Genomic DNA, 26,461 nt, shown 5'->3' on the forward strand with positions numbered 1-26,461 from the left:
ATCAGGTTGATAGGTCTGAGGTGGAAGTGTGGCGACACATGGAGCTGACAGATACTAATCGATCGAGGACTTAACCACATTTTGAATGATGTCACACCTGTTATCTAGTTTTGAGAGAATAAGTTTTTTCAAAAAAACACTTGATTTTCTCAAGAATACATAGTATAATGTTAAATGTCACTGAAATTGTCTGGTGATGATGGCGAAGAGGTCACACCCGTTCCCATGCCGAACACGGAAGTTAAGCTCTTCAGCGCCGATGGTAGTCGGGGGTTTCCCCCTGTGAGAGTAGGACATCGCCAGGCAGACTTCATTCCGCAGTAGCTCAGTGGTAGAGCTATCGGCTGTTAACCGATCGGTCGTAGGTTCGAATCCTACCTGCGGAGCCATTATTGGAGAGCTGTCCGAGTGGTCGAAGGAGCACGATTGGAAATCGTGTAGGCGGTCAACTCCGTCTCAAGGGTTCGAATCCCTTGCTCTCCGCCACTGATACTTATACATAATTACAATTGAAAGTCTGGGCCCGTTGGTCAAGCGGTTAAGACACCGCCCTTTCACGGCGGTAACACGGGTTCGAATCCCGTACGGGTCATTATATGATGGAGGATTAGCTCAGCTGGGAGAGCATCTGCCTTACAAGCAGAGGGTCGGCGGTTCGAGCCCGTCATCCTCCACCATTATATCATCGCGGGGTGGAGCAGTTCGGTAGCTCGTCGGGCTCATAACCCGAAGGTCGCAGGTTCAAATCCTGCCCCCGCAACCAAATTTTAAAATGGTCCGGTAGTTCAGTTGGTTAGAATGCCTGCCTGTCACGCAGGAGGTCGCGGGTTCGAGTCCCGTCCGGACCGCCATTTAAATACTTAGGCTCGGTAGCTCAGTTGGTAGAGCAACGGACTGAAAATCCGTGTGTCGGCGGTTCGATTCCGTCCCGAGCCACCACCTATGCCGGTGTAGCTCAATTGGTAGAGCAACTGACTTGTAATCAGTAGGTTGGGGGTTCAAGTCCTCTTGCCGGCACTGTTTTTTCAAAATTTAATGTGGAGGGGTAGCGAAGTGGCTAAACGCGGCGGACTGTAAATCCGCTCCCTCAGGGTTCGGCAGTTCGAATCTGCCCCCCTCCACCATTTATAGGGGCATAGTTTAACGGTAGAACAGAGGTCTCCAAAACCTCCGGTGTGGGTTCGATTCCTACTGCCCCTGCCAAATTTATGACATCTTGAGATTATGGCGGTTGTGGCGAAGTGGTTAACGCACCAGATTGTGGCTCTGGCACTCGTGGGTTCGATTCCCATCAATCGCCCCATATTATCATTGGGCTATAGCCAAGCGGTAAGGCAACGGACTTTGACTCCGTCATGCGTTGGTTCGAATCCAGCTAGCCCAGTCTCACTTTTTATATCAACTGCATATAGTGTATTAAGTCCATTAAAAATGCGGAAGTAGTTCAGTGGTAGAACACCACCTTGCCAAGGTGGGGGTCGCGGGTTCGAATCCCGTCTTCCGCTCCAATTACGGCGGCATAGCCAAGTGGTAAGGCAGAGGTCTGCAAAACCTTTATCCCCGGTTCGAATCCGGGTGTCGCCTTCTTATTGCCGGGGTGGTGGAATTGGCAGACACACAGGACTTAAAATCCTGCGGTAGGTGACTACCGTGCCGGTTCAAGTCCGGCCCTCGGCACCAATTTTACTTACATGGTAAGTTGAATTGGTGTTTGTGTTTTATCATTATAACTAATCATATTAATGATCTACTTATGTAGATCATTTTTTTAATGCTTTGATTTATCATAACAAGTTAAGTTCCGAGGCCTATTATAAAGCGGCTGTATAGCTAGTCTTTCAACACTTTTATTTTATATTTCCATAAAAACTTTTTTGAAATACGTTGACACTTTATGAGATCCATGATATATTTATATTCGTCGGTTAGATACGACGTAAAACTTGCCGGTGTGGCGGAATTGGCAGACGCGCACGACTCAAAATCGTGTTCCTTCTGGAGTGTCGGTTCGACCCCGACCACCGGTATACTGAAAAACCCGTTTCTTAACAGAAACGGGTTTTTATTTTTTATTAAAGAAAAGGAGCCTCGGCTCCTTTTTATACTTACTCAGCGTATTGGTCTAGGATCTCTTCTAGCACCTCTTCTAGCTCTTCTGTATCTTCAAGCTCTGATTGGCTGAAACGGACGCGTACAAGCTGTTCTCCGTCATTATACATCTCTTCCAGCCGCCCTCGGAGTCCTCTTGCTCTGCGGTCGACTTCGAAAATGATTTCCAAACCGTCTTCGTCTAAAAGGAAAATGAGCTCTAATTCATCAAGCATCTGACGATAATATCCGGAAGTCGGAACGAATTCGAATTCCTGAACGAACGGAAGACGACGCTGGAAGTAGGGCGCTTGTTCGCAGTCTGCTTCGTTAAGACGGAAGCCCAGGTTTTCGATTGCTTCAAGCACATTTTCAATCCAAGGGTGCGCTTCAACGAAAATGCGGTCATGATCGGATTTATCGATACCGCCTTGAATGTCAAGGTCTGTCACCACGGCAACCTCTACTTTCCCTACAGTGATCGGCGTATCTAGAGGCAGAGTGAATGTGAACGGAAATTGATGCTCTTCACCAGGCTGAATGGTAAATGAACCAGTGACCCGGAAAGAATGAATTGTAGCGTATTTCCGGTGCTCTTCATCGTCTTTTACAATGACATACCGTGTACTAAGCTGTAAATCGATATAACGGATGTCCTGAGCGATTTTTCCGCCTTTGACATGTACAGTTCCCTGTACTTCTTCTCCAGGAAAATATGCGTCTTTCTCTAAAATAGTATCAACTTTTGCTGCTCCAATTCCGGCACTTGCCGCAAGCTTCTTAAAAAGTGACATGTTAGATCTTCCCCTTTTTCTTTTTTCTCAACAGATATACGTAAGAAGGAGGAAAAAAGATTCATCTGATTCATACTTTTTTCCTATTATTCGTCTCGGCCTAGGGACAGACTAAGAAAATAAAGGAGTGGATGGAAGTGAATAAAGAAAGTTTGGTTGCAGATGAATTACACAGAATGTTTTTGGCTGGTGAGCTGCAAATCACAGTAGAGGAGGATATAAACAATATTTCCGAAAGGCTGAGAAACGGTGATCTCAGTTTAGACCGATTAAGCGGTGAAGACGCGTTTATAAAAGAAACGGTAAACGAGGCTTTAAGAAGAGTGGAGCAATAAAAAAGAGACGGCATCTCATCTTTGAGATCCCGTCTCTTTTTGTGGTCTTTACTGCAAGATAAAAGCGTAATTGCTCACCCGAGCCACCCCTTTTCTAACAGAAGATCTGACAGTTCATCATGGAGATAAACAGTTGTATCTAATTGATCATGCAATGCTCTTCTGATGTGGGGATTTTCGGCTTCTGTTATTGCGACAGTGTATTTGTTAATGCTGGTTTTTATTGTTGTTAACAAATCAAGAATATCTTTGGGACAAAGACTTTGTTCAATGGGAAACCACCTCCTTTGTTTTTTTAGCAGCTCCTGATAAGAAAGTATTTGGCTTTGTTTCTTGCTTCTATACAAAATGCTATAATAAGCAACAAATTTTGTTGGGGGGTGTGATGATGAAGCAGATTATTGCGATGGGGGGCGGGGGTTTTTCGATGGATCCGGATAATTTGTCCCTCGATCAATATATCCTCAATCAATCAAAACGAGAGCAGCCTCGTATTTGTTTTTTGCCGACGGCGAGCGGAGATTCCCAAAACTATATTCAGCGGTTTTATCATGCATTTAAAACACTGGATTGTGTGCCGTCTCACTTATCTTTGTTTAAGCCGCCATCAACAGATTTAGCTTCTTTTGTTATGGAAATGGACGTGATTTATGTTGGCGGTGGAAATACGCGGAATTTACTTGTGTTATGGAAAGAGTGTGGGCTGGATCATATTCTCAGGGAAGCATGGAAGAACGGTGTGGTTGTAGCTGGATTAAGTGCCGATGCGATCTGCTGGTTTGAAGAAGGGGTGACAGATTCAGCCGGACCGCTGACAAGTTTGAAAAGTTTAGGTTTTTTGCAAGGGAGCTTTTGTCCCCATTATGACGGGGAAAAGGATCGGAGACCGGCATACCACCAGCTGATATCTAACAAGTTCTTATGCAGTGGCTATGCAGCGGATGATGGGGCTGCTCTCCATTTCATAAATGATCAGCTGTTTCAGACTGTGAGTTCAAGGTCGGGTGCAAAGGCATATCGGGTGATGATGGCTGAACATGAAATAGCTGAAATCCCGTTGCCGGTCAAATATTTAGGGTGAAATTGGCTGAATATTATCTATATTCCTCTTTTTTTCAGATTGATTTTATGATAAGATGAGTGCGAAATCAATAGTTACTGGGGGTGCCCGCTTTCGGGCTGAGAGAGAAGGTAAGCTTCTTAACCCTTTGGACCTGATCTGGTTCGTACCAGCGTGGGGAAGTAGAGGAATTGTTTTTGTTATTGTCGTGCTGGGCAATAATATGTTTCTTTCTGACTGTAACCGGGTTCATTTATATGAATCCGGTTTTTTGTGCTGGTTATGGGCTTGATTTTGTCCTTTCAAATGTAGAGAGGGGAAGGAAAGTAATGCAAAACAATTCAGTGCAGCAAGCCAACATTTCCATTATGTCAAGTTTTTCAGGCAGCAAGAAGGTATACGTGGAGGGTTCTTCTTCGGACATCCAAGTGCCGATGAGGGAGATTGCATTGAGTCCGACGACGGGATCGTTCGGCGAAGAGGAAAACGCGCCTGTGCGTGTCTATGATACAAGCGGACCGTATACGGACCCTGAAGTAACCATTAATATTCAAGAAGGATTAAAGCCGCTCCGCCAAAAATGGATCACAGAGCGCGGTGACGTGGAAGAGTATGAAGGTCGGGCTATAAAACCAGAAGATAACGGTTATAAAAAAGCAAATCCAAACGTAAGCTACCCAGGATTAAAGCGGAAACCGCTGAGGGCGAAGGCAGGTCAAAATGTCACACAAATGCACTATGCAAAAAAGGGGATCATTACACCTGAGATGGAATTTATCGCCATTCGTGAGCATGTGTCTCCTGAATTCGTCAGAGACGAGGTAGCCAGCGGCCGGGCGATTATTCCTTCAAACATTAATCACCCTGAAAGTGAGCCAATGATTATCGGCCGGAATTTTCATGTGAAGATTAATGCGAATATCGGGAATTCAGCGGTTACGTCATCCATTGAAGAAGAAGTGGAAAAAATGACGTGGGCCATCCGCTGGGGAGCAGATACAATGATGGATCTCTCTACCGGAAAAGATATTCATACGACGCGTGAATGGATTATCCGCAATTGCCCCGTGCCTGTGGGAACTGTTCCGATTTATCAGGCGCTTGAAAAAGTAAACGGCGTAGCGGAGGATTTAACGTGGGAGATTTATCGTGATACGCTAATCGAGCAGGCAGAGCAGGGAGTGGATTATTTTACGATTCACGCGGGTGTTTTGCTTAGGTATGTACCGCTGACTGCCAAACGGACAACTGGTATTGTGTCACGCGGGGGAGCGATTATGGCGCAGTGGTGTCTGGCTCATCATCAAGAAAGCTTTTTATACACACATTTTGAAGAAATATGTGAGATTATGAAAACGTATGATATTGCTTTCTCTCTTGGGGATGGTTTGCGTCCCGGATCAATTGCTGATGCCAATGACGAAGCGCAGTTTGCTGAATTAGAGACGCTTGGAGAGCTGACGCAAATTGCCTGGAAGCATGATGTTCAGGTGATGATTGAGGGTCCTGGACATGTTCCGATGCATAAAATCAAAGAGAACGTCGATAAACAAATGGACCTTTGTAAAGAAGCGCCTTTTTACACATTGGGGCCGCTGACAACGGATATTGCTCCGGGATATGACCATATTACTTCAGCGATCGGAGCGGCGATGATCGGTTGGTACGGGACAGCAATGCTTTGTTATGTAACGCCGAAGGAGCATTTAGGGCTGCCAAACCGTGATGATGTTCGTGAAGGAGTCATTACATATAAGATCGCTGCGCACGCTGCGGACCTTGCAAAAGGGCATCCCGGAGCGCAACTCCGGGATGATGCGTTATCGAAAGCCCGTTTTGAATTCCGCTGGCGGGATCAGTTTAATTTATCTCTTGATCCGGAGAGAGCCCTTGAATACCATGATGAAACCCTGCCTGCTGAAGGAGCAAAAACCGCTCACTTTTGTTCCATGTGCGGTCCGAAATTTTGCAGCATGAGAATTTCACAGGATATTCGGGATTATGCGAAGAAAAACGATCTCAGTGAAGCAGAAGCCATAAATAAAGGATTAAAAGAAAAAGCAAAAGAGTTTGTCGATACGGGAAGCAATTTATATCAATAAAAAAATGAAGATGGAGAATGCTCCATCTTCATTTTTTGTAGAAAAACAGAGAGCGTCGAAGCGGCGGAATGCTCTGTTCAAAACGGAAAACATTTTCTGGATCATATTTCGTTTTGACACGGCGGAGTCGTTCAACGTTTTCGCCGTAATATGTTCTTGGCCAGTTTCTGATTTCGATATCTGGCCAATTTACGTAGTCTCCCATCGTTTCTTTCGAAAGGGACGTTCTCAGCCCCTCAATCCAGCGGACGTTTTGTCTTTTTTCTTCAGGAGATGTCCAGTTTGTTAAGTATTCCTGGGCGATGATTGCATCACGATAATAAAATGCCGTTTGGTCGGGAGCGATCCGTCCGGCTGCCCCGCCGAGTGCTTGCTGCCAGACACTGGCGTTTTGATTCGGAGCGTGCTCTAAAAAGTGTTTTATTGTTGAAATCGCACGTTCTGATAATGGCTTTTCAATGAAAGAGCCGGAGCGTTTCATTTTTTGAGGCTGATTGCCTCCCGGGCTGTTAAAAAAGGTTACCGCTTCGATGAACGGCATTGTTTTTACCATTCCGCTTGTTGGGCTTCCTGCTTTCAATAAAGGCTTTAACAGTTTTTTTAACTCTGTTTTTGGCCCGACAAATTGGCCGAGGGCTTCTATGCGGTTTACTTCTTTAGGCCAAAACTCTATTGATGATGTAAGCCGGTCATCTGTATACGGGGCCCAGTGCTGCCACGTGTTAAATACTTCCTCAAAATCATCCCATCCCCATGTTATAGAAAAAATCGACACTTGAGAGATGGGCACTGCTTTAAATGTCATGGAGGTGACTATGCCGAAATTGCCTCCTCCGCCTCCCTGAGACGCCCAAAATAAGTCTGGATGATTAGAACAGCTGACTGTAATCAGATCAGCGCCCTCTTTTTCGTCTGCTACGATCATCTCAAGCTGCACGAGGCTGTCGCAAGTAAGGCCGGCAGCCCTTGTTAAAAGTCCAATTCCCCCTCCGAGAGTTAAACCTGTGAGCCCTACATTAGCAATGGTGCCTGCGGGAAGCGTCAGGCCGTATTGCCAGAGTGTCCGATAGACTTCTCCCAATTCAGCCCCCGCTTCAATATAGGCCAGCTTTTTATCCTGATTCACAGTTATTTTTTTCATCTCGCTTAAATCAATAACAAGACCGTTATTTAAAAGGGAAAAGTTCTCATAGCTGTGTCTGCCGCCTCTAATACGGAAAGGCACACGGTTTTCACGCGCCCATTTCAGCGCATTGAGTGCATCCTGTTTGTTTTGGCAAAACACAATGATGTCAGGATACCTTTCTAAGCTTAGGTTAATATTGGTTCTTGCTTCGTTATAGTCCGGATCATCCCGTGTCACGATACGTCCGGTCAATTTTGTCTTTTCCACACTCCCACATCTCTTTCTCTCGTATTCTAGTTTCTCTAGCTTATGCGTCAGGGGAAAAGAGTGTATAAGGAAAAAGCGGGGATGCAATCTGATACAGTGTCAACACCCTCAAAAAATAGTTGACAGGTCGGTATTGTATGAATTAACATGGTCAGTACAAATTTTTCAAATTTATCGCGCTGATCGGAACACCGAAGGCTCTTATCGTTTAGATAAGGGCCTTTTTTGTATGAAAAAGGAGGGATTATTGATGGGAGTCAAAAAAGAAAAGGGGAGAAAACGATTCAGGAAGCGAAAAACCTACGGGAATCAGATTTTGCCGCTTGAGCTGCTGATTGAAAAAAACAAACGAGAGATTATAAACAGCGCGGAGCTCATGGAAGAAATTTATATGAAGATTGATGAGAAGCATACGCAATGTGTAACTAAATATAAAAAAACCCGCTGATTACAGCGGGTTTTTGCATTTCTACATTAAGCATCTTTTTTAATCGGCAATCCAAGGCCTTCTGCCACGCGTTTTCCGTATTCAGGATCCGCTTTGTAGAAGTGCTCGATTTGGCGCAGCTTGATTTCTTCTTTTTCTACCGGCTTCATAGCATTAACGATATTTTCAACAAGGCGGGTACGTTCATCTTCACTCATTAAACGATACAGATCACCGGCTTGAGTGTAGTGATCGTTGTGATCGTAGCTTACGCTGTCAGCGATACCTTGTACCGGATATGCTGCTTGTTTATCCTCAGGTGACTCTTTTGGACCGCCGAAGCTGTTAGGCTCGTAATACACAGATCCGCCGCCGTTATCGTCAAAGCGCATTTGTCCATCACGCTGATAATTGTTTACTTTGTTGCGTGCGCGGTTGATTGGCAGCGCTTGATGGTTTGCACCGACACGGTAGCGGTGTGCATCATGATAAGCAAACAGTCGGCCTTGAAGCATTTTATCCGGTGAAACATCAATACCAGGCACGAGTGTTCCAGGTGAAAATGTCGCTTGTTCTACCTCTGCAAAGTAGTTTTCCGGATTTCTGTCTAGAACCATGCGTCCGACCTCGATTAACGGGTAGTCTTTTTGAGACCAAACTTTTGTGACATCAAACGGATCGAAACGGTACGTGTTTGCATCTTCTAAAGGCATGATTTGCACATATAGTTTCCATGCAGGATAATCACCGTTTTCGATTGCATTGAAAAGGTCTTCTGTATGGTAATCAGGGTTTTCACCAGCAATTTTTGCTGCCGTATTGACATCAAGGTTTTTTACGCCTTGTTCCGTTTTAAAGTGATATTTAATCCATACGCCTTCGCCTTCGGCATTTGTCCATTTGAATGTATGGCTTCCGAAGCCGTGCATGTGGCGAAGTGTTGCAGGAATTCCGCGGTCAGACATCAGGATTGTCACTTGGTGAAGTGACTCTGGTGAAAGTGACCAGAAATCCCATACAGCCGTAGGGTTTTTCAGGTGTGTTTTTGGATCTCTTTTTTGTGTATGGATGAAATCAGGGAACTTAATCGCATCGCGGATAAAGAATACAGGCGTATTGTTGCCGACGATGTCGTAGTTTCCTTCTTCAGTATAAAATTTAACAGCAAATCCGCGCGGGTCGCGAACTGTGTCAGCAGAGCCAAGTTCACCGGCAACTGTTGAGAAACGGATGAACAACGGTGTGCGTTTGCCGACTTCAGAAAGGAAAGCGGCTTTCGTGTATTTTGTTACGTCGTTTGTCACTTCAAAATATCCGTGTGCGCCTGCTCCTTTGGCGTGAACAACACGTTCAGGAACACGTTCTCGGTTGAAATGGGCCAATTTTTCGAGTAGATGTACATCTTGAATTAAAGTTGGTCCGCGAGAACCGGCAGTCATTGAGTTTTGATTATCTCCAACCGGAGCGCCCCAGCTAGTTGTCAGTTTATTTGAACTCATGTTATCACCTCTTGGAATTTATAAGAACATAATATCATCTCTAAGTAAAAAGTCAATATTATTTTATAATTATTATAAAATAGTTATCTCTATTAAGCGATATCTAGTATTGAAAGTGTGGAAAAACCTTGTTGGAACAGCTTTTTATGGCACTTGATAATTTTTGAAGAAATAATTTTTTCTTCTCTATTTGCGAAATAAGCAGAGTAAGTGATAAACAAGGATATCAAAAATCGTATTTAAAAAAGAGTTGACATATCGGAATAATTTGAATTAACATGTTATTCAAACAAAAAAACAATTGGGCAGCTGATCGGACCGCCGAAGGCTCTCATCTCTACAAGAACAGAGATGGGGGCCTTTTTGTTTTTTTTGAAGGCGGGGTTGGCAGAAAGAGAGGGATAAAAGTGGCTGTGACCATCAGCATCAAAGAAAAGGCATTTGTTCAAGAGGGCCGCAAAAACACGGTCTTAGAGAACATAGAATTATCAATCGCACCAGGCGAATTTCTAACGCTTATCGGACCGAGCGGGTGCGGAAAAAGCACCCTGTTAAAGATTATTGCAGGGCTTGATTCTGAATATGACGGGAGTGTTGAAATTAACGGCCGCAGCGTAACAGCTCCGGGTATTCAGCAAGGATTTATTTTTCAGGAACACCGCCTCTTTCCTTGGCTGACTGTTGAGCAGAATATTGCCGCCGACTTGAATTTGAAGGACCTAAAAGTCAAACAAAAGGTGAATGAACTGATCGAGATTGTCAGATTGAAAGGATCGGAAAAAGCATATCCGCGCGAGCTGTCAGGCGGCATGTCACAAAGAGTAGCCATCGCCCGGGCCCTTCTGCGGGAGCCTGAGGTGCTGCTTTTAGATGAACCGTTTGGTGCACTCGACGCATTTACAAGAAAACACCTGCAGGACGTGCTGCTGGATATATGGAGGAGGAAAAAAACAACGATGATTCTCGTGACTCATGATATAGATGAATCTGTTTATTTAGGAAATGAGCTTGCGATCCTTAAGGCCAAACCGGGGAAAATCCATAAGCTGATGCCCATTCACCTGGCGTATCCGCGGAACCGGACGACTCCGGATTTCCAGGCGATCAGACAGAGAGTGCTGTCGGAATTCGAGAAAACAGAAGATTTGGAGTACGCAGAAGGATCAGGGATATAGAAAGGGCGGAAGCGGAAATGAAAAAAGGACTCATTGTATTGGTAGCCGTTATTTTTCTGCTCGCAGGCTGTGGAGCAAATGGAGCCAGCGGTGACCACAAACAATTGAAGGAAATTCGTATTGGTATTCAGCAAAGCTTAAGCCCGCTTTTGATCGCAAAAGAAAAAGGCTGGTTCGAAGATGCATTTGAAAAAGAAGGCATCAAAGTGAAATGGGTGGAGTTTCAAAGCGGTCCGCCCCAATTTGAAGGCCTTGCGGCAGACAAACTTGATTTTTCTCAAGTCGGTAATTCGCCTGTGATTGCTGGACAGGCGGCAGGCATTAACTTTAAAGAAATCGGTTTGTCTCAGGACGGTTTGAAAGCAAACGGCATCCTTGTCAATCAAAACAGCGGCATTCAAGACGTTAAGGACTTAAAGGGAAAGAAAATTGCAGTCGCCAAAGGCAGCAGCGGGTTTGATTTTTTGTATAAAGCGCTTGATCAAGTGGGGTTGTCAGCTAACGATGTGACAATTATTCAGCTTCAGCCTGATGAAGCAGCTTCCGCATTTGAAAATGGATCTGTTGATGCCTGGTCCATTTGGGAGCCGTACTTGTCCTTAGAAACAATGAAACACGGAGCAAAAATCCTTGTGAACGGAGAAAGCACAGATTTATATTCACCGGGTTTTACTTTAGTAAGAACAAAGTTTTCAGAGGAGCATCCAGACGAAGTGGTCCGTTTTCTGAAGGTGTTTAATAAAGCCGTTGTATGGCAAAAGGAACATCTGGATGAAGCAGCGGACTTGTATTCTGACATTAAAGATCTCGATAAAAAGGTCGTCGAAAATGTGCTGAAAAATACTGAACCTCTGAATGAGGTCATCAGTGACGACATTGTGAAAGCGCAGCAGGAAACAGCAGATTTTCAATTTCGAACAAAGGCGATAGATAAGAAGATTGATGTGAAGGATGTTGTCGATAACACTTTTATCAAAAAAGCATTAAAGGAACATTCCTCAGGAGGTGATCAATGATGAAAGCAGAGGCTGCGGGCTCGCTGCCCAAAACGAATGCGGAAGCGGTGCGAAAAAAGCCCGGAAGGAAGAGATACGGCTGGATGAAGGGGCTTTTACTGCCCGCTGTCATCATTGCCATCTGGCAGGTCATCGGCGGGCTGGGGGTTGTGTCCGCTACAGTGCTGCCTACACCTGTTACGATTGTTCTGACCTTTAAGGAGCTTATTTTGTCCGGCGAACTGTTCGGCCATCTGCAAATCAGCATTTATCGGGCGGCGCTTGGTTTTTTGCTTGGCGCGGGGCTTGGATTGATGATCGGGACTTTGGCCGGATTCTCCAAACGGACGGAGCTGTATCTTGATCCGTCGTTGCAAATGCTTAGAACCGTACCTCATCTGGCCGTCACGCCGCTGTTTATTTTATGGTTCGGATTTGACGAAGTATCTAAAATTTTGCTGATTGCGCTCGGTGCCTTCTTTTCTGTCTATATCAATACGTTTAACGGCATCCGCGGGGTTGACGCGAAGCTGTTTGAAGTCGCCCGGGTGCTTGAATTTAAATGGCATCAGCAGATATCCAAAGTGATATTGCCGGCAGCCCTGCCCAATATATTGCTAGGCATTCGCTTATCGCTCGGCATTGCATGGCTCGGGCTCGTTGTGGCAGAGCTGATGGGCTCAAGCTCGGGAGTCGGCTATATGATCATGGATGCGAGACAGTTTTCACAAACGAATAAAGTCTTTGCAGGGATTATCATTTTTGCAGTGGTTGGAAAGCTGACGGATTCCTTCGTCAGGCTGCTGGAACGAAAGCTGTTAAAGTGGAGAAACAGCTACGAAGGATAAAAGATATAAAGGGGAGATGAATATGGAAATTCTTTGGTTTATACCGACTCATGGAGACGCGAGATATTTAGGATCTGAAAGTGATGGACGGACTGCGGATCATCTTTACTTTAAACAAGTCGCGCAGGCGGCAGACAGGCTGGGATATACAGGAGTTCTTCTGCCAACGGGAAGATCGTGCGAGGACCCGTGGCTTACAGCGTCGGCGCTGGCAGGAGAAACAAAGGACTTAAAGTTTTTAGTCGCGGTAAGACCTGGTTTAATGCAGCCTTCTCTGGCAGCCAGAATGACATCAACCCTAGACCGCATTTCAGACGGCCGGCTGCTGATCAACGTTGTGGCTGGGGGCGATCCGTATGAGCTGGCAGGCGATGGCCTGTTTATCAGCCATGATGAGCGCTATGAAGCAACAGACGAATTTTTAACCGTTTGGCGGAGACTTTTGCAGGGAGAAACGGTTTCCTATGAAGGAAAGCATATAAAAGTGGAAAACAGCAATCTGCTTTTCCCGCCGCAGCAAGAGCCGCATCCGCCCATCTATTTCGGTGGTTCGTCACAGGCTGGGATTGAAGCTGCCGCAAAGCATACAGACGTATACTTGACATGGGGTGAGCCGCCTGAACAAGTAAAAGAAAAGATAGAGAGAGTCAAAAAGCAAGCGGCAAAAGAAGGGAGATCCGTTCGATTTGGCATTAGGTTGCATGTCATTGCCCGTGAAACTGAACGAGAGGCGTGGGAAGCGGCAGAGCGCTTGATCAGCCACTTGGATGATGACACCATTGCCAAAGCGCAGGCAGCTTTGAGCCGTTACGACTCTTCAGGCCAGCAGCGGATGGCCATCCTTCATCAAGGCGATCGGACGAAACTTGAAATCAGCCCGAATCTGTGGGCGGGGATCGGCCTGGTCAGAGGAGGGGCAGGAACAGCTCTTGTCGGTGATCCGCAGACGATTGCCGACCGGATAGCGGAGTACCAGGCACTCGGCATAGAATCGTTTATATTCTCCGGCTATCCGCATTTAGAAGAAGCGTATTATTTTGCAGAGCTTGTATTTCCGCTTTTGCCGTTTGAAAATGATCGGACGAGAAAGCTTCAGAACAAAAGGGGAGAAGCGGTAGGAAACACTTATTTTGTCAAAGAGAAAAATGCATGAGTTTAACTAAAATACAGTCCCCGAACATGGTATGATATTCAAAAAAAGGGGGCTTTTTTTCTGAAAACATTGAGAAGCGCGGCAGTCATTTGCCTCATAGCTATGCTGTCAGCATGCGGACATTCAAAACAGATGGAAATCAAAGCGGCGGACATATCAGAACTTGAAAAAAACAGAATGGATGTTGCAGCTTCACAGGCATTCACTGCTGAAGCCGTCAATATCGGTGAAGGTATTTCTTCAGCTGACATGTACATCGAACATTATCAAAAGGGAAAGCTTGTTGAGAGGTTAGGACCGGCTAGTGCAGATTATTCAGAGGAAAAACCCGATACCATACAATTTGTTTATTTTGAGAATGAAGAGGGGGAAGGAAAGAATAAACATACCACCATTCATTTTGGCATTGTGGATAAACAGGGAAATATAGCGGCTGATTCATCGGTGAAACGCGACGATAGCACAACACGGGAAATGACTCAGAATATTTCATCGCCGGAACCGATTACTTTCGAGAAGCCTGCTTTGATCGGCAGCAGTATTAGAGGGACTGACGAGACAATGCACACCTCTGAACATAAAAAAGAGCTCATTAAGCATCAAGATGCGTTACTGTATTATGTGGAATTGCATCATTAGAATGGGCGGCTTCAGGCCGTCTGTTTTACAAAGCGGTATGCTTGCTTTTTTGAATGGTGCATGATACATTTTAAATCGTAATAATTTCGATTTAAAAGGGAGGCTATGTGACTTGGCTAAAAAATCAAAAGTGGCAAAAGAGTTAAAACGCCAACAGCTTGTTGAACAATACGCTGATATTAGACGCGCGTTGAAGGAAAAAGGAGATTACGAGGCACTCAGCAAGCTGCCAAGAGATTCAGCACCGGGAAGGCTTCACAACCGCTGCATGGTAACGGGGCGCCCGAGAGCATATATGAGGAAGTTTAAAATGTCCAGAATCGCTTTCAGGGAGCTGGCCCATAAAGGCCAGATTCCCGGTGTGAAAAAAGCAAGCTGGTAAGAAAAAACTCTGGCCGATTACAGCGCGCCGGAGTTTTTTTCGTTTTTCTTGAAAGAGATGACGTAGGAAAGGTGTTGGATGATCATGATGATAAACACAATAATAATAGGGAAAAACGGAATACGCGATTGAAAAAGCGGATAAAAAATGAGAAGAACGGCTGCGGCAGGCAGCGAGAAGTAGACAGCGATATATGACGCGCGGCATGCTTTTGCCGTCATCATCTGCTCTCTTTCATCCTGCTCTTCAAACTCATCAGGCAGAAGAAGCTGCTTTCTGGCAGGGCGGCTTTTTTTCTGTAAGTACAAATAAACCGCAGACGCCGCAACAAACAGAATAAAGGGGGTGAGGTTTAATTCAAATACCATCCCGCCGCTCTTTGTGCCGAAAAAAGATGCTATGCCTTCTGAGGCTTCAAAGTATGAAATCAGCGTCCAGCATGCAAGGCCAAATAATACAAGGTGAAAAGCTGCTTTTGTTTTCATGCTCATCTTAGTTTTCCTCCTCTAACCAAAAGACATCCTCCATTTTCATGGAGAAGGCTTTGCAGATTTTCAGTGCTAACAGCAGTGAGGGAACATAATCGCCTTTTTCAATCGCTGCCACAGTCTGTCTTGTGACGCCGACCGTTTCTCCGAGTTTTTCCTGAGAATAGCCGAAGCGTGCCCTCAGCTCTTTTACTTTATTTTTCATCATGACGTCTGTCCCCTTCACAATCCCGATTGATTATATTGTATAGTATACTTAACATTATGTAAATGAAACTTAACAACTTTACAAAAAGATAACTTTTTTTCGACAAATTTTTTATATTCCCTTGACGAAAAATAAATAAACATGTAATATAAAAAAAGTCAGAGCGGTACTGTTACTGACAACCACAAATGCGGGTGTAGTTTAGTGGTAAAACCTCAGCCTTCCAAGCTGATGTCGTGAGTTCGATTCTCATCACCCGCTCCATACATACGTTATTAACGCAGTGTTTCGTTTCTCAGATAAACGAAGTATTGCGTTTTTTTATGTAAAAAAGAACACGACATTCGTGTTCTTTTACGTAAGCCAATGTACTGTATGGGTGCCGCCGTGAATTTGTTCAAACATTTTCGTTAATGATGATAAGAGGTTAACAGTGCTGCTTTTCTCAATAGATGGCGGGAAAAAAATGATTTGCAGCATATTCTTAGTCTCGTTTGAAACGGGATAGTGGTTGACGCTGTTTTTGAAATCGCCAAAAATGCCGTTTTCATCAGAGAAAAGCAGTATATTTTCTTTTTCTCCCAATGAGATTTGGACCGGCTCATGAAGCTTTCCGGCATCATAAATCATAATAGGCAGAGAATATTTTAATGCGAAAAAATCGATTGTGTCATGGGCCGAGTCTTTACTTTCCATGAATTGTTCCTTGGATATCGGGACCAGCATGTCCTCCATTGGGGTTGTTTCTCCCTCAAATGAAGGGTTAAGCTGTTTAAAGAGTTCCTGCCATTCCTTGACGAAGGATTCATCGGACATACCGCCGTCCGCATAGTCGAAAAACAAGGATTCTTGAAACAGGCGGAGTCTGCCTTTCAGCATTTGCGGTGAGGAGCCGACTTCGATATTCTCATAAATGACAGCAGCTGCATGTAAGCCGGCCGCACGTTCAGTAATAACAGAATCAAGTTTGATATTCACTAGCATTCACTCCAGTTACGTGATATCAACCTATTATAAACGCTGTATCGTTTTATCACAAAGAAAGGAGGCTGTGCAAAACATGAACGTTTATCAGCTCAAAGAAGAATTAATTGAATACGCGAAAAGCATTGGCGTGGACAAGATTGGTTTTACGACCGCTGATACTTTTGACAGTTTAAAAGACCGTTTGATTCTTCAAGAATCACTCGGCTATCTCTCCGGCTTTGAAGAGCCAGATATCGAAAAAAGGGTGACGCCGAAGCTTCTTTTGCCGAAAGCGAAATCAATTGTGGCAATTGCTCTCGCATATCCTTCCAGAATGAAGGATGCGCCGAGAAGCACGAGAACTGAGCGCAGGGGCATTTTTTGCAGAGCTTCCTGGGGAAAAGACTATCATGATGTGCTGAGGGAAAAGCTTGATCTGCTGGAGGATTTTCTAAAAAGCAAGCATGAGGATATCAGAACGAAGTCAATGGTTGATACAGGTGAATTGTCTGATCGCGCCGTTGCGGAACGTGCCGGAATCGGATTCAGTGCGAAAAACTGTATGATCACAACACCCGAGTATGGCTCTTATGTGTATTTGGCGGAAATGATCACAAATATCCCTTTTGAGCCTGATGTGCCGATTGAAGATATGTGCGGGTCCTGCACGAAATGTTTGGACGCCTGTCCGACGGGAGCACTGGTTAATCCCGGGCAGCTTAATGCGCAGCGCTGCATCTCTTTTCTGACCCAGACAAAAGGATTTTTGCCTGATGAATTCCGGACAAAAATCGGAAACCGCCTGTACGGGTGCGATACGTGCCAAACGGTATGCCCTCTCAATAAAGGGAAGGATTTTCATCTACATCCGGAAATGGAGCCTGATCCTGAGATTGCCAAACCGTTATTGAAGCCTCTTTTGACCATCAGTAATCGGGAATTTAAGGAGAAATTCGGGCATGTCTCAGGTTCTTGGCGCGGGAAAAAACCGATTCAGCGAAACGCCATTCTCGCGCTTGCGCATTTTAAGGATGCTTCCGCACTGCCTGAATTGACGGAACTGATGCACAAGGATCCGCGTCCTGTCATCAGGGGGACAGCCGCATGGGCAATCGGAAAAATCGGAGACCCCGCCTACGCGGAAGAGCTTGAAAAAGCGCTGGGAAAAGAGAAGGATGAAGAGGCAAAGCTGGAAATTGAAAAAGGAATTGAGTTGCTAAAAGCTTCAGGCATGACTAAACAAGGCCTGTCCTGACATACGTATAGAGCAGAAGGAAAAAACACTTGAGATCATCCAAGTGTTTTTTCTCTATAAAAAAGTATGGCGGGTGGGGTGAGCTTGAAGCACATTTTAGAACAATTAGCGGAGGAGCGGCTGGGCTTTCTGGTTAACGGGCATGCTATGAGACAGGAGTCTCAAGTCGGAGACCTTAAAGTCATGGAGCGTAAGAAAAAGCTTCTGGAAAAACGTAAAGTTGACATCATAAAAGCGAAAGCAAAGGCCGTGATTAATCATGTGCGGGTTGAGGATGACGGAACGACCTGCCTTTCGTATACCATCCATTACGAATACGTGTGTAAGGAACAAGATGACAGCTTGTATATAGAAGAGCACATAGAGGAGCGAATGGCTTTCCTGTATGATCACATTTTGATTAGTGATCAGGAAATTGCGAAAAAGCCGGCTGGATTTCATGAAGGGACCAGTATTATTGACTATTCTGAAGCTGAAGAGGAAAGAGAAGCGTTTGGCAGGGCTTTTCAATACGATCGTCTCGGCGCTGTCCAATATGCCGAGAAATTTTGGAACAAGCGCAATCCTGCTTATAAAAATTTCAGCGATAACTGTACAAATTTTATTTCTCAGTGTCTTCATGCAGGAGGCGCGCCGATGCGCGGTCATCCGAACAGGGGATCAGGCTGGTGGATGAAACAAAGCTCATGGAGCTACAGCTGGACGGTGGCGCACTCTATGAAAATGTATTTGTCGAATTCAAAGGCCGGACTGCGTGCGGTGCGGGTGAAATCAGCGGAAGAACTGATGCCGGGCGATGTGATTTGCTATGACTTCGAAGGAGACGGCCGCTTTAATCATACAACGATTGTCGTGGCAAAGGACAAAGGCAATATGCCGCTTGTCAACGCCCAGACCTATGACAGCCGGATGAGATATTGGTCATATGAGGATTCTACGGCATACACGCAGTCAATACGATATGCCTTTTTTCATATCGTTGATGATACGACAAAAGAGTAATTAATGTTATAATGATGGGCGGATAAGAAAAACAGAGGTGAACATTGTGGCATTACATGTCGTTTTATATCAACCAGAAATTCCCGCTAACACAGGGAATATTGCACGTACTTGTGCAGCAACCAATACAACGCTACACCTGATTCGTCCGCTCGGCTTTTCAACGGATGATAAAATGCTGAAGCGTGCCGGACTCGATTATTGGGAGTTTGTTAACGTTGTGTATCATGATTCGTTAGAAGAATTGTTTGAGGCATATGAAAAAGGCCAGTTTTTCTTTATTACAAAATTTGGCCAGCAGCCTCATACATCATTTGATTACACTGATCTTGACGAGGATTATTTCTTCGTGTTCGGAAGAGAAACAAGCGGTTTGCCAAAGGATTTAATTCAAAATAATATGGACCGCTGCCTGCGTCTTCCGATGACAGAGCATGTCAGATCGTTAAATCTGTCCAATACTGCCGCGATTCTTGTTTATGAAGCGCTGCGCCAGCAAAATTACCGTGATTTAAAATAGTGAAAAAACCCGCTCATCGATGATGGGCGGGTTTTTTTGCGGATGTTGAAATGCTTTGTTTCGTTTTTGGGCTTAACAACGTAACAGTGTTATGTTACAATGCACCCATCAAAGGAGCTGGACTTATGGAAGAACAATTAATCTCTAAAAAAGAATTACTTGAAAGAACATCGATTTCATACGGTCAGCTGTATCGATGGAAGCGGAAAAACTTAATACCTGAGGAATGGTTTATTCGTAAATCCACATTTACAGGGCAAGAGACGTTTTTTCCGAGAGAGGAGATTTTAAAACGTATATCAATGATTCAAAAGATGAAAGAAAATTTGTCTTTGGATGAAATGAGGGAAATGCTGTCGCCGAAAATGAAGGATGTCAGCATGACCGCTGATGAATTGCTTCATAAAGGTTTGGTTTCAAGGCCTGCTCTTGAAGCCTATTCAGAAGACGGAGGAAGTCCGGTTTTTTCATCCAGCGATTTGCTTTCGCTATATGTGCTTGAGGGACTGCTGCAGTCTGGAAATGTCAGCCTTGCAGAAGCAAAAATGGCTGCAGAGGTATTAAAGAAGCATGATAATGAAGAGATTGAAAAACAGACGGAGCTGATTGTGCTCCGCAAGCTCGGTGTCACAACTTGTTTTATAGCGGCTGCGGCGGACAGCATTTTGTTTGAATCATCCGTAAAGGTTGTGGAACGGGTAGATTTATTAAAAGCTTCAGAGGAATTAAAAACAACATTTATGCAGGAGGGCCATCAATGGATGTAGTGGAAAAGCTGGTGATAAACGGATCAGGAAGTTCAAAGGGAGGAACATTTCAATCTGTTGAGATTAATGGCAGCGGGACAGTGGCCGGGGACGTGGAGTGTGATACTTTTTCTTTTAATGGAAACGGAAAAGCTGACGGCAGCGTCAAAGCGAAAGCGGTAACCATCAGCGGTTCAGGAAAGATACATGGAGACGTTGAAGCAGAATCTATCCGGATTAATGGCACTGGTTTTATCCAAGGAGAGGTATCTGCAAAACAATTGAAAATCGCTGGATCATCAACATTTGGCGGCACTGTCAAGGCTGATGGCATTGACATTAGCGGAAAAGCTGTCATGGAAGCAGATTGTGAAACGGAAACCTTTCAATCAGAAGGGAAATGCAAAATCAGCGGGCTTTTAAATGCAGACCAGGTGATCATTAAGCTTTCTGCAGGGGAAAGCTATGCGCGGGAGATCGGCTGCCGCCATCTTCAAGTGACCTGCAGAAAAGGAATGCTGACATTGCTCAGATTGATGTCGCAGCCTGTTCTAACAGCAGAGCTGATCGAAGGTGACGTGATTGAATTGACAAATACAAAGGCGAAAACCGTGCGCGGAAATAAAGTGGTCATCGGCCCGGATTGCCAGATTGAAACTGTCGAATACAGCGGGGACTATACCTGTGATCCAAGCGCATCGGTTGAAACATCCACAAAGTTGTAAGGAGGATCGTAATGGAGACAACAAAACTGGGAAATTTAAAATTATATGGCGCTGGGCATGCCGCAGGAGGCGCGTATCACAATGTCAGCATCAAAGGAGAAGGTGTAGTTGGAGACGGGCTGTCTGCTGTAGGCTGCCGCATATACGGAACGGGCCTTTTTCTCGGAAAAGCAGAGACTGAGCGGTTGCGTGTGCTCGGAGAAAGTGAATGTAAAGGCGATCTGACAGCCGGCAAAATCAATATATATGGGACAATGAAAGTCAGCGGCTCACTTCAATTTGATCGATTCAATCTGAAAGGCCAGACTGAAATTGGCGGGAATATGACTGGAGAATCCTGCGATGTGAAAGGGAAGCTCAGCGTAAAAGGTGATTGTGAAACAGAAATGTTCCATGTCACAGGCTGTGTTGATGTATCGGGGTTATTAAATTCGGGTGAGATCAAGCTGGGATTGAGCCATGATATAAGCCATGTGCAGGAAATCGGCGGAACAACAATTACAGTGAAAAGACGCGCGAGTTTTTTTAACCGGAAGAAAGTGAAGCTGATCGCCGATGTCATAGAAGGAGATCGGGTTTATTTGGAGAATACCGAAGCGGCAGTTGTCAGGGGAAAAGAAGTGATCATCGGGCCGGGATGCAGTATCGGAACAATTGAGTACGAAAACAAATATGAATGCGATCCGCATTCACAGATTAAAGAAAAAACAAAACTGTAAAACATTGTTCTGTTATACAAAAAGGGTGCTCTTTCAGGAGCACCCTTTTTTATTCTTTTCCAGGCTTGCTTTCGTATCCTGCGGTAAAAATTGATACTAAAAAAGTGACAATGACACCCATCATGATGATTGTTTTCACCGTCTCTCCCCCTCTTCAATTTTTCCGTGCTGTCCGAGTCTGGATGATTCTGTATTTTTCTTTATTATGAACGGTCGCAGTCTGCCTTGTCAACGATGTATAAGTATCTTTATTTTTAAGAAACCAAAGCATGTATCACGAGATGGCGGCATAGATTGTATCAAAGTACCTTATTTGCATAGTGTATCAAACATGATAGAGGAGGTCCTTATGGATATATTAAAGAAAATTGAACAGTACAGAGAGGAAGAGCAGCGGCTGAAATGGGAGGGAACTTTCGCCGATTATTTGGAGATTATTAAAGAAAATCCGATGGTCGCGCAATCTGCTCATTCTCGAGTTTTTAATATGATAAAAGACAGCGGGATAGAGGAGATTGACGGACGCAAGAAGTACAGTTTTTTTGACCGCGAGCTGTTCGGGCTTGAAGAATCTCTGGAGCGTCTAGTGGAAGAGTATTTTCATCCGGCTGCCAAACGTCTAGATGTCAGAAAGCGGATTCTATTGCTGATGGGACCTGTGAGCGGCGGTAAATCCACGTTGGTCACGATGCTCAAAAAAGGTCTCGAAGCGTACACGCTGACAGATAATGGCGCTGTATATGCGATTAAAGGCTGCCCGATGCACGAGGACCCTCTACATTTAATCCCCCATCATTTACGCGATGACTTTTACAGAGAATACGGCATTAGAATAGAAGGAAGTCTTTCTCCTTTAAATGTCATGAGGCTGGAGGAAGAGTACGGAGGAAGAATTGAGGATGTGAAGGTGGAACGCATCTTCTTTTCAGAAGATAAGCGTACGGGAATTGGAACATTCAGTCCCTCTGATCCGAAATCTCAGGATATTGCCGATTTGACGGGGAGTATTGATTTCTCAACAATCGCCGAGTACGGTTCAGAATCGGATCCGCGCGCTTACCGGTTTGACGGAGAGCTGAATAAAGCGAACCGCGGGATGATGGAGTTTCAGGAGATGCTGAAATGTGATGAGAAATTTCTCTGGCATTTGCTTTCCTTGACACAGGAAGGGAATTTTAAAGCTGGACGGTTTGCGTTAATTTCTGCTGATGAGCTGATCGTGGCTCACACGAATGAAACGGAGTATCGCTCATTTATTGCTAATAAGAAGAATGAAGCCCTGCACTCAAGAATCATTGTGATGCCGGTTCCTTATAATTTAAAAGTGTCTGAGGAAGAGAGAATTTATGAAAAAATGATCGCAGAAAGCGATGTGGCGGATGTTCATATTGCCCCGCATACGTTGAAGGTCGCCGCGATGTTCTCAATCCTTACCCGGTTAAAGGAGCCGAAGCGGTCGGATATTGATCTGGTCAAGAAAATGAGACTGTATGATGGAGAAAGTGTGGAAGGATATAATTCTGTCGACGTTGAGGATATGAAAAAAGAATATAATGATGAAGGCATGAGCGGCATTGATCCGCGGTACGTGATCAACCGGATTTCTTCAACGATTATCAGAAAAAATATGGAATCGATTAATTCTCTCGATGTCCTTCGCTCCTTAAAAGAAGGTCTTGATCAGCACCCATCAATTTCAAGCGAGGACAGGGAGCGGTATTTGAATTTTATTTCTGCCGCCCGCAAGGAATATGACGACATTGCGAAAAAGGAAGTTCAAAAAGCGTTTGTGTATTCGTATGAAGAATCAGCAAAAACACTTATGGACAATTACCTCGATAACGTAGAGGCTTATTGCAATAAAAATAAGCTTCGTGATCCTTTGACAGGAGAGGAAATGAACCCTGACGAAAAGCTGATGAGATCCATCGAAGAGCAGATCGGCATTTCGGAAAACGCCAAAAAAGCGTTCCGCGAAGAAATTTTAATCCGCATCTCGGCCTATGCGAGAAAAGGCAAGCGGTTTGATTACAATTCCCATGAAAGACTGCGTGAAGCTATTCAGAAAAAGCTGTTTGCTGATCTGAAGGATGTCGTTAAAATTACGACTTCAACAAAAACGCCGGATGAACAGCAGCTGAAAAAGGTAAATGAAGTCGTGGCCCGTTTAATTGATGAGCACGGCTACAACTCGACGAGCGCCAATGAGCTGCTGAAATATGTCGGCAGCCTGCTGAACCGATAAGCAACGTGACCCGTCCGAATAGGGCGGGTTATTTTGTCCCATTTTCTAAATAGTTTGTCAATTAAACGTGCTTTTGTGCATATGATGAATATAAATCTTTTCGAAAGACTTGTTTCATAATCTGGCACAAGCCGGAATACGTATGTATCACGACCACAAATGGTTAAGGAGGGGAATTCATGTCCCAAAATGACAGCGGCCATTTTTTGATTTCTGAGGAAAACTGGTCCCTCCATCGCAAAGGCTTCGATGACCAGCAGCGCCACCAGAAAAAAGTGCAGGAAGCGATCAAAAACAATCTTCCGGACCTCGTAACTGAGGAAAGCATTATTATGTCTAATGGAAAAGATGTAGTGAAGATCCCAATCCGTTCACTTGATGAGTATAAAATCCGTTATAACTATGATAAAAATAAACATGTAGGGCAAGGAGACGGCGAGAGCCAGGTTGGAGATGTTGTGGCCCGGGATGGATCAGACAAAAAACAAGGGCCTGGAAAAGGGCAGGGTGCCGGTGATCAGGCAGGCGAGGATTATTATGAAGCGGAAGTTTCATTAATGGATTTAGAAGAAGCGCTTTTTAAAGAATTAGAGCTTCCGAATCTCCAGCAAAAAGAGCGGGACAATATCATTCATACAGATATCGAGTTTAATGATATCCGTAAAACAGGGTTAACCGGTAATATTGATAAGAAAAGAACGATGATGTCAGCCTTTAAACGAAACGCAATGTCAGGAAAACCGTCGTTCTATCCAATTTATCCGGAGGACCTGAAATATAAGACGTGGAATGACATCACAAAGCCCGAATCAAAAGCCGTCGTTTTAGCCATGATGGATACAAGCGGCAGTATGGGGGTTTGGGAAAAATACATGGCCAGAAGCTTCTTTTTCTGGATGACCCGTTTTTTGCGGACAAAATACGAGACTGTGGAAATTGAATTTATTGCCCATCATACAGAAGCAAGAGTGGTCTCGGAGGAGGATTTTTTCTCAAAGGGAGAAAGCGGCGGAACAATTTGTTCTTCCGTATATCGGAAGTCGCTTGAGCTTATTGATGAAAAGTACAATCCCGCCCGCTATAACATTTACCCGTTTCATTTTTCTGACGGTGACAATCTGACATCTGATAACGCGCGCTGTGTGAAACTGGTCAATGATATTATGAAGAAGGCCAATCTATTCTGTTACGGCGAGGTCAATCAGTACAACAGGCATTCAACGTTAATGTCTGCATATAAAAATGTAAAAGATGAGAAATTTAAGTACTATATTTTAAAACAGAAATCTGATGTTTTTCAGGCTCTAAAGAACTTTTTCAGAAATGAAGAGTCTGGTGTAAGCCATCAATTTTCGTAATGAAAAGCCCATTTCAGGGCTTTTTTTTATTTAATAAAAGCAAGAAAACGCTTGCGAAAAAAATACGGGAGAAAAAGAAATTTTTCCTTTGACAAATCTTCTTTCATTTATTAATATTTTATCTTGTGAACTATTATTGAGGAATGAGGTGAAAAGGAGTTGACTGAATCAGAACGTGCTTTGCTCACTTTTGAACAGCTCTTCGATACGTCTCGGGCGATATATAAAAAACAGAAGAAGATATTGGAGATTGTGCTTGAGCCTTTTGATATTACAGTCCTTCAATATTTGCTGATGTTTAAAATTCATCAAAGCGGAAGCACCCCGCTGAGCAAGCTGGCAATGTCGCTTGATCTTAAGCCTGCTTCTGTGACGCGGATGACAGATATTCTGTATAAACGCCAATTGATGAATCGATATGACAGTCCGGATGACCGCCGTATCGTCATGATTCAGTTAACCGAAGAGGGGGAAGAACTGATAGAAAAAGCCGCTGTGCAATATGCAAAAATGGGTGCTGGCTTGTACCAAAAGCTTGATACCTCCCAGCTGCAGTATTTGCGCAAACTAGCCGGAAGCTTAACGAAGCTTGCTGAAGGCTGTTCAGAAAAAAGCGGTAATTAAAAACTTCTCACATATTTTCACCAGCTTTCCGCAAAATGATAGAGGATGAAACGAAAGGAGAAAACAAAATGAACAGAGGACGTTTAATTCTGACCAACATTATCGGTTTGATTGTTGTTCTTGCAATTATAGCTGGAGGTGCTTATTACTATTATCAAAGCACAAACTACGTAAAAACAGATGAAGCAAAAGTAGCGGGCGATATGGCTGCTATTACTGCTCCAGCAGCAGGTAAAGTATCTGACTGGGATCTGGACGAAGGAAAAACAGTGAAAAAAGGCGACACAGTTGCAAAAATCAAAGGCGAACAAACTGTTGACGTAAAATCCATTATGGATGGAACAATTGTGAAAAACGAAGTGAAAAACGGACAAACCGTACAAGCTGGTACAACAATTGCACAAACGATTGACATGGACAACCTATACATCACAGCAAATATTAAAGAAACAGATATTGCGGATATTGAAGTAGGAAATAGTGTAGACGTAGTAGTTGACGGAGACCCTGATACAACATTTGACGGTACTGTAGAAGAAATTGGCTATGCGACTAACTCAACTTTTGATATGCTTCCATCTACAAATTCAAGCGGAAACTACACAAAAGTAACACAAAAAATTCCTGTGAAAATTTCAATCAAAAACCCATCTGATAAGGTGCTTCCTGGAATGAATGCATCTGTTAAAATTTCTGAGTAAAACAGATCAGTCAT

At 44.2% G+C, this 26,461-nt stretch carries 27 protein-coding genes, 17 tRNA genes, 1 rRNA gene and 1 riboswitch; of the genes, 38 read left to right on the top strand and 7 right to left on the bottom strand.

Going from position 1 to position 26,461, the window contains the following annotated elements; genetic code table 11:
• Positions 1–189: 189 nt before the first annotated feature.
• The 17 genes from rrf to AC07VD_RS05375 all read left to right on the top strand — a co-directional run bounded on the left by rrf (position 190) and on the right by AC07VD_RS05375 (position 2,027).
• Positions 190–305: ribosomal RNA gene (rrf, locus tag AC07VD_RS05295) — 5S ribosomal RNA — on the top strand.
• A 9-nt stretch (positions 306–314) separates the two neighbouring features.
• Positions 315–389, top strand: a tRNA-Asn gene (locus tag AC07VD_RS05300).
• Positions 390–394: 5 nt separating this feature from the next.
• Positions 395–486, top strand: a tRNA-Ser gene (locus tag AC07VD_RS05305).
• 34 nt (positions 487–520) lie between these two features.
• Positions 521–592 (top strand) — tRNA-Glu (locus AC07VD_RS05310).
• A gap of 9 nt (positions 593–601) precedes the next feature.
• Positions 602–677 (top strand) — tRNA-Val (locus tag AC07VD_RS05315).
• A gap of 9 nt (positions 678–686) precedes the next feature.
• A tRNA-Met gene (locus AC07VD_RS05320) sits at positions 687–763 on the top strand.
• A gap of 11 nt (positions 764–774) precedes the next feature.
• Positions 775–851: transfer RNA gene (locus AC07VD_RS05325), tRNA-Asp, on the top strand.
• Between the two features lie 12 nt (positions 852–863).
• Positions 864–939 (top strand) — tRNA-Phe (locus AC07VD_RS05330).
• 5 nt (positions 940–944) lie between these two features.
• Positions 945–1,017: transfer RNA gene (locus AC07VD_RS05335), tRNA-Thr, on the top strand.
• Between the two features lie 22 nt (positions 1,018–1,039).
• Positions 1,040–1,124: transfer RNA gene (locus tag AC07VD_RS05340), tRNA-Tyr, on the top strand.
• A 5-nt stretch (positions 1,125–1,129) separates the two neighbouring features.
• Positions 1,130–1,203: transfer RNA gene (locus AC07VD_RS05345), tRNA-Trp, on the top strand.
• A 24-nt stretch (positions 1,204–1,227) separates the two neighbouring features.
• Positions 1,228–1,303, top strand: a tRNA-His gene (locus AC07VD_RS05350).
• A gap of 9 nt (positions 1,304–1,312) precedes the next feature.
• Positions 1,313–1,384, top strand: a tRNA-Gln gene (locus AC07VD_RS05355).
• A gap of 49 nt (positions 1,385–1,433) precedes the next feature.
• Positions 1,434–1,508: transfer RNA gene (locus AC07VD_RS05360), tRNA-Gly, on the top strand.
• A gap of 5 nt (positions 1,509–1,513) precedes the next feature.
• A tRNA-Cys gene (locus AC07VD_RS05365) sits at positions 1,514–1,584 on the top strand.
• A gap of 7 nt (positions 1,585–1,591) precedes the next feature.
• Positions 1,592–1,680: transfer RNA gene (locus AC07VD_RS05370), tRNA-Leu, on the top strand.
• 265 nt (positions 1,681–1,945) lie between these two features.
• Positions 1,946–2,027 (top strand) — tRNA-Leu (locus AC07VD_RS05375).
• A 78-nt stretch (positions 2,028–2,105) separates the two neighbouring features.
• Here the strand turns inward: AC07VD_RS05375 and spo0M are convergent.
• Positions 2,106–2,882, bottom strand: coding sequence for a sporulation control protein Spo0M (gene spo0M / locus AC07VD_RS05380; protein WP_494721633.1), 777 nt, complete (start codon positions 2,880–2,882; stop codon positions 2,106–2,108).
• Positions 2,883–3,013: 131 nt separating this feature from the next.
• Here spo0M and AC07VD_RS05385 point away from each other — a divergent pair, with 131 nt between their 5' ends.
• Positions 3,014–3,217 (top strand): hypothetical protein, encoded by a 204-nt coding sequence (locus tag AC07VD_RS05385; protein WP_014479229.1) that lies wholly within the window; start codon positions 3,014–3,016, stop codon positions 3,215–3,217.
• Between the two features lie 74 nt (positions 3,218–3,291).
• On the opposite strand, the gene AC07VD_RS05390 is transcribed toward AC07VD_RS05385, so the two are convergent.
• The gene (locus AC07VD_RS05390; RefSeq protein ID WP_072692951.1) at positions 3,292–3,564 is read right to left on the bottom strand and encodes a spore coat protein; all 273 of its coding nucleotides are present in this window, start codon (positions 3,562–3,564) and stop codon (positions 3,292–3,294) included.
• A 41-nt stretch (positions 3,565–3,605) separates the two neighbouring features.
• Between AC07VD_RS05390 and AC07VD_RS05395 the strand changes: the two genes are divergently transcribed.
• Both AC07VD_RS05395 and thiC read left to right on the top strand, forming a co-directional pair.
• Positions 3,606–4,298, top strand: a complete 693-nt coding sequence (locus tag AC07VD_RS05395) for a Type 1 glutamine amidotransferase-like domain-containing protein (RefSeq protein WP_217017882.1) — start codon at positions 3,606–3,608, stop codon at positions 4,296–4,298.
• 69 nt (positions 4,299–4,367) lie between these two features.
• Positions 4,368–4,475, top strand: a riboswitch (TPP riboswitch).
• Positions 4,476–4,606: 131 nt separating this feature from the next.
• A complete protein-coding gene (thiC, locus tag AC07VD_RS05400; RefSeq protein WP_494721634.1) occupies positions 4,607–6,379 on the top strand; it encodes a phosphomethylpyrimidine synthase ThiC in 1,773 nt (590 codons plus the stop codon).
• 28 nt (positions 6,380–6,407) lie between these two features.
• Here the strand turns inward: thiC and AC07VD_RS05405 are convergent, their stop codons facing one another.
• A complete protein-coding gene (locus tag AC07VD_RS05405; protein WP_217017392.1) occupies positions 6,408–7,772 on the bottom strand; it encodes an FAD-binding oxidoreductase in 1,365 nt (454 codons plus the stop codon).
• A 250-nt stretch (positions 7,773–8,022) separates the two neighbouring features.
• Here AC07VD_RS05405 and senS point away from each other — a divergent pair, with 250 nt between their 5' ends.
• On the top strand, positions 8,023–8,220 hold the full coding sequence (gene senS / locus AC07VD_RS05410) for a transcriptional regulator SenS (protein WP_003245192.1): 198 nt from the start codon (positions 8,023–8,025) through the stop codon (positions 8,218–8,220).
• Positions 8,221–8,246: 26 nt separating this feature from the next.
• On the opposite strand, the gene katA is transcribed toward senS, so the two are convergent.
• On the bottom strand, positions 8,247–9,698 hold the full coding sequence (gene katA / locus AC07VD_RS05415) for a catalase KatA (RefSeq protein WP_014476225.1): 1,452 nt from the start codon (positions 9,696–9,698) through the stop codon (positions 8,247–8,249).
• Positions 9,699–10,105: 407 nt separating this feature from the next.
• Between katA and AC07VD_RS05420 the strand changes: the two genes are divergently transcribed.
• From AC07VD_RS05420 to rpsN, 6 genes are all read left to right on the top strand, one after another.
• A complete protein-coding gene (locus AC07VD_RS05420; RefSeq protein WP_349611946.1) occupies positions 10,106–10,873 on the top strand; it encodes an ABC transporter ATP-binding protein in 768 nt (255 codons plus the stop codon).
• Between the two features lie 17 nt (positions 10,874–10,890).
• Positions 10,891–11,889: an aliphatic sulfonate ABC transporter substrate-binding protein gene (locus AC07VD_RS05425; RefSeq protein WP_134983321.1), complete on the top strand. Its 999-nt coding sequence runs from the start codon at positions 10,891–10,893 to the stop codon at positions 11,887–11,889.
• The gene (locus tag AC07VD_RS05430; protein ID WP_124059610.1) at positions 11,886–12,716 is read left to right on the top strand and encodes an ABC transporter permease; all 831 of its coding nucleotides are present in this window, start codon (positions 11,886–11,888) and stop codon (positions 12,714–12,716) included. The genes AC07VD_RS05425 and AC07VD_RS05430 overlap by 4 nt, the downstream gene beginning before the upstream one ends.
• A 22-nt stretch (positions 12,717–12,738) precedes the next feature.
• The gene (ssuD, locus tag AC07VD_RS05435; protein ID WP_124059612.1) at positions 12,739–13,869 is read left to right on the top strand and encodes an FMNH2-dependent alkanesulfonate monooxygenase; all 1,131 of its coding nucleotides are present in this window, start codon (positions 12,739–12,741) and stop codon (positions 13,867–13,869) included.
• Positions 13,870–13,938: 69 nt separating this feature from the next.
• Positions 13,939–14,508, top strand: coding sequence for a YgaN family protein (locus tag AC07VD_RS05440; protein WP_494721635.1), 570 nt, complete (start codon positions 13,939–13,941; stop codon positions 14,506–14,508).
• A 112-nt stretch (positions 14,509–14,620) separates the two neighbouring features.
• Positions 14,621–14,890, top strand: a complete 270-nt coding sequence (gene rpsN / locus AC07VD_RS05445) for a 30S ribosomal protein S14 (protein ID WP_124059614.1) — start codon at positions 14,621–14,623, stop codon at positions 14,888–14,890.
• 17 nt (positions 14,891–14,907) lie between these two features.
• On the opposite strand, the gene AC07VD_RS05450 is transcribed toward rpsN, so the two are convergent.
• Positions 14,908–15,381 (bottom strand): membrane protein, encoded by a 474-nt coding sequence (locus tag AC07VD_RS05450; RefSeq protein ID WP_014476230.1) that lies wholly within the window; start codon positions 15,379–15,381, stop codon positions 14,908–14,910.
• A gap of 1 nt (position 15,382) precedes the next feature.
• Positions 15,383–15,583, bottom strand: a complete 201-nt coding sequence (locus tag AC07VD_RS05455) for a helix-turn-helix transcriptional regulator (RefSeq protein ID WP_009966860.1) — start codon at positions 15,581–15,583, stop codon at positions 15,383–15,385.
• 193 nt (positions 15,584–15,776) lie between these two features.
• Between AC07VD_RS05455 and AC07VD_RS05460 the strand changes: the two genes are divergently transcribed.
• Positions 15,777–15,850 (top strand) — tRNA-Gly (locus AC07VD_RS05460).
• A 90-nt stretch (positions 15,851–15,940) separates the two neighbouring features.
• On the opposite strand, the gene AC07VD_RS05465 is transcribed toward AC07VD_RS05460, so the two are convergent.
• The gene (locus tag AC07VD_RS05465; protein WP_124059616.1) at positions 15,941–16,564 is read right to left on the bottom strand and encodes a B3/B4 domain-containing protein; all 624 of its coding nucleotides are present in this window, start codon (positions 16,562–16,564) and stop codon (positions 15,941–15,943) included.
• 82 nt (positions 16,565–16,646) lie between these two features.
• On the opposite strand from AC07VD_RS05465, the gene queG reads away from it, so the two are divergent.
• The 10 genes from queG (at position 16,647) to AC07VD_RS05515 (ending at position 26,447) form a co-directional block, all read left to right on the top strand.
• Positions 16,647–17,807, top strand: coding sequence for a tRNA epoxyqueuosine(34) reductase QueG (gene queG, locus AC07VD_RS05470; RefSeq protein WP_124059618.1), 1,161 nt, complete (start codon positions 16,647–16,649; stop codon positions 17,805–17,807).
• Positions 17,808–17,873: 66 nt separating this feature from the next.
• Complete coding sequence (locus AC07VD_RS05475) at positions 17,874–18,809, top strand: amidase domain-containing protein (protein ID WP_072592515.1); 936 nt, start codon at positions 17,874–17,876, stop codon at positions 18,807–18,809.
• A 37-nt stretch (positions 18,810–18,846) separates the two neighbouring features.
• Positions 18,847–19,329 carry a tRNA (uridine(34)/cytosine(34)/5-carboxymethylaminomethyluridine(34)-2'-O)-methyltransferase TrmL gene (gene trmL / locus AC07VD_RS05480; RefSeq protein ID WP_003233442.1) on the top strand — a complete coding sequence of 161 codons (483 nt, stop codon included), beginning with the start codon at positions 18,847–18,849 and terminating at the stop codon, positions 19,327–19,329.
• Between the two features lie 125 nt (positions 19,330–19,454).
• Entirely contained in the window at positions 19,455–20,096 is a 642-nt protein-coding gene (locus tag AC07VD_RS05485) for a YhbD family protein (RefSeq protein WP_014479247.1), read from the top strand.
• Positions 20,087–20,800 (top strand): bactofilin family protein, encoded by a 714-nt coding sequence (locus AC07VD_RS05490; protein ID WP_029946417.1) that lies wholly within the window; start codon positions 20,087–20,089, stop codon positions 20,798–20,800. Before AC07VD_RS05485 ends, AC07VD_RS05490 begins: the two co-directional genes overlap by 10 nt.
• A gap of 11 nt (positions 20,801–20,811) precedes the next feature.
• A complete protein-coding gene (locus tag AC07VD_RS05495) occupies positions 20,812–21,519 on the top strand; it encodes a polymer-forming cytoskeletal protein (protein WP_024572712.1) in 708 nt (235 codons plus the stop codon).
• Positions 21,520–21,868: 349 nt separating this feature from the next.
• Positions 21,869–23,764, top strand: a complete 1,896-nt coding sequence (gene prkA, locus AC07VD_RS05500) for a serine/threonine protein kinase PrkA (protein WP_014476240.1) — start codon at positions 21,869–21,871, stop codon at positions 23,762–23,764.
• 179 nt (positions 23,765–23,943) lie between these two features.
• Positions 23,944–25,122: a sporulation protein YhbH gene (gene yhbH, locus AC07VD_RS05505; RefSeq protein ID WP_003233432.1), complete on the top strand. Its 1,179-nt coding sequence runs from the start codon at positions 23,944–23,946 to the stop codon at positions 25,120–25,122.
• 159 nt (positions 25,123–25,281) lie between these two features.
• A complete protein-coding gene (locus AC07VD_RS05510) occupies positions 25,282–25,746 on the top strand; it encodes a MarR family transcriptional regulator (protein WP_003233431.1) in 465 nt (154 codons plus the stop codon).
• Positions 25,747–25,781: 35 nt separating this feature from the next.
• Positions 25,782–26,447 (top strand): biotin/lipoyl-containing protein, encoded by a 666-nt coding sequence (locus AC07VD_RS05515; RefSeq protein ID WP_014476241.1) that lies wholly within the window; start codon positions 25,782–25,784, stop codon positions 26,445–26,447.
• Positions 26,448–26,461 lie beyond the last annotated feature (14 nt).

The organism is Bacillus sp. GW821-FHT01G09 (genome assembly GCF_059422205.1).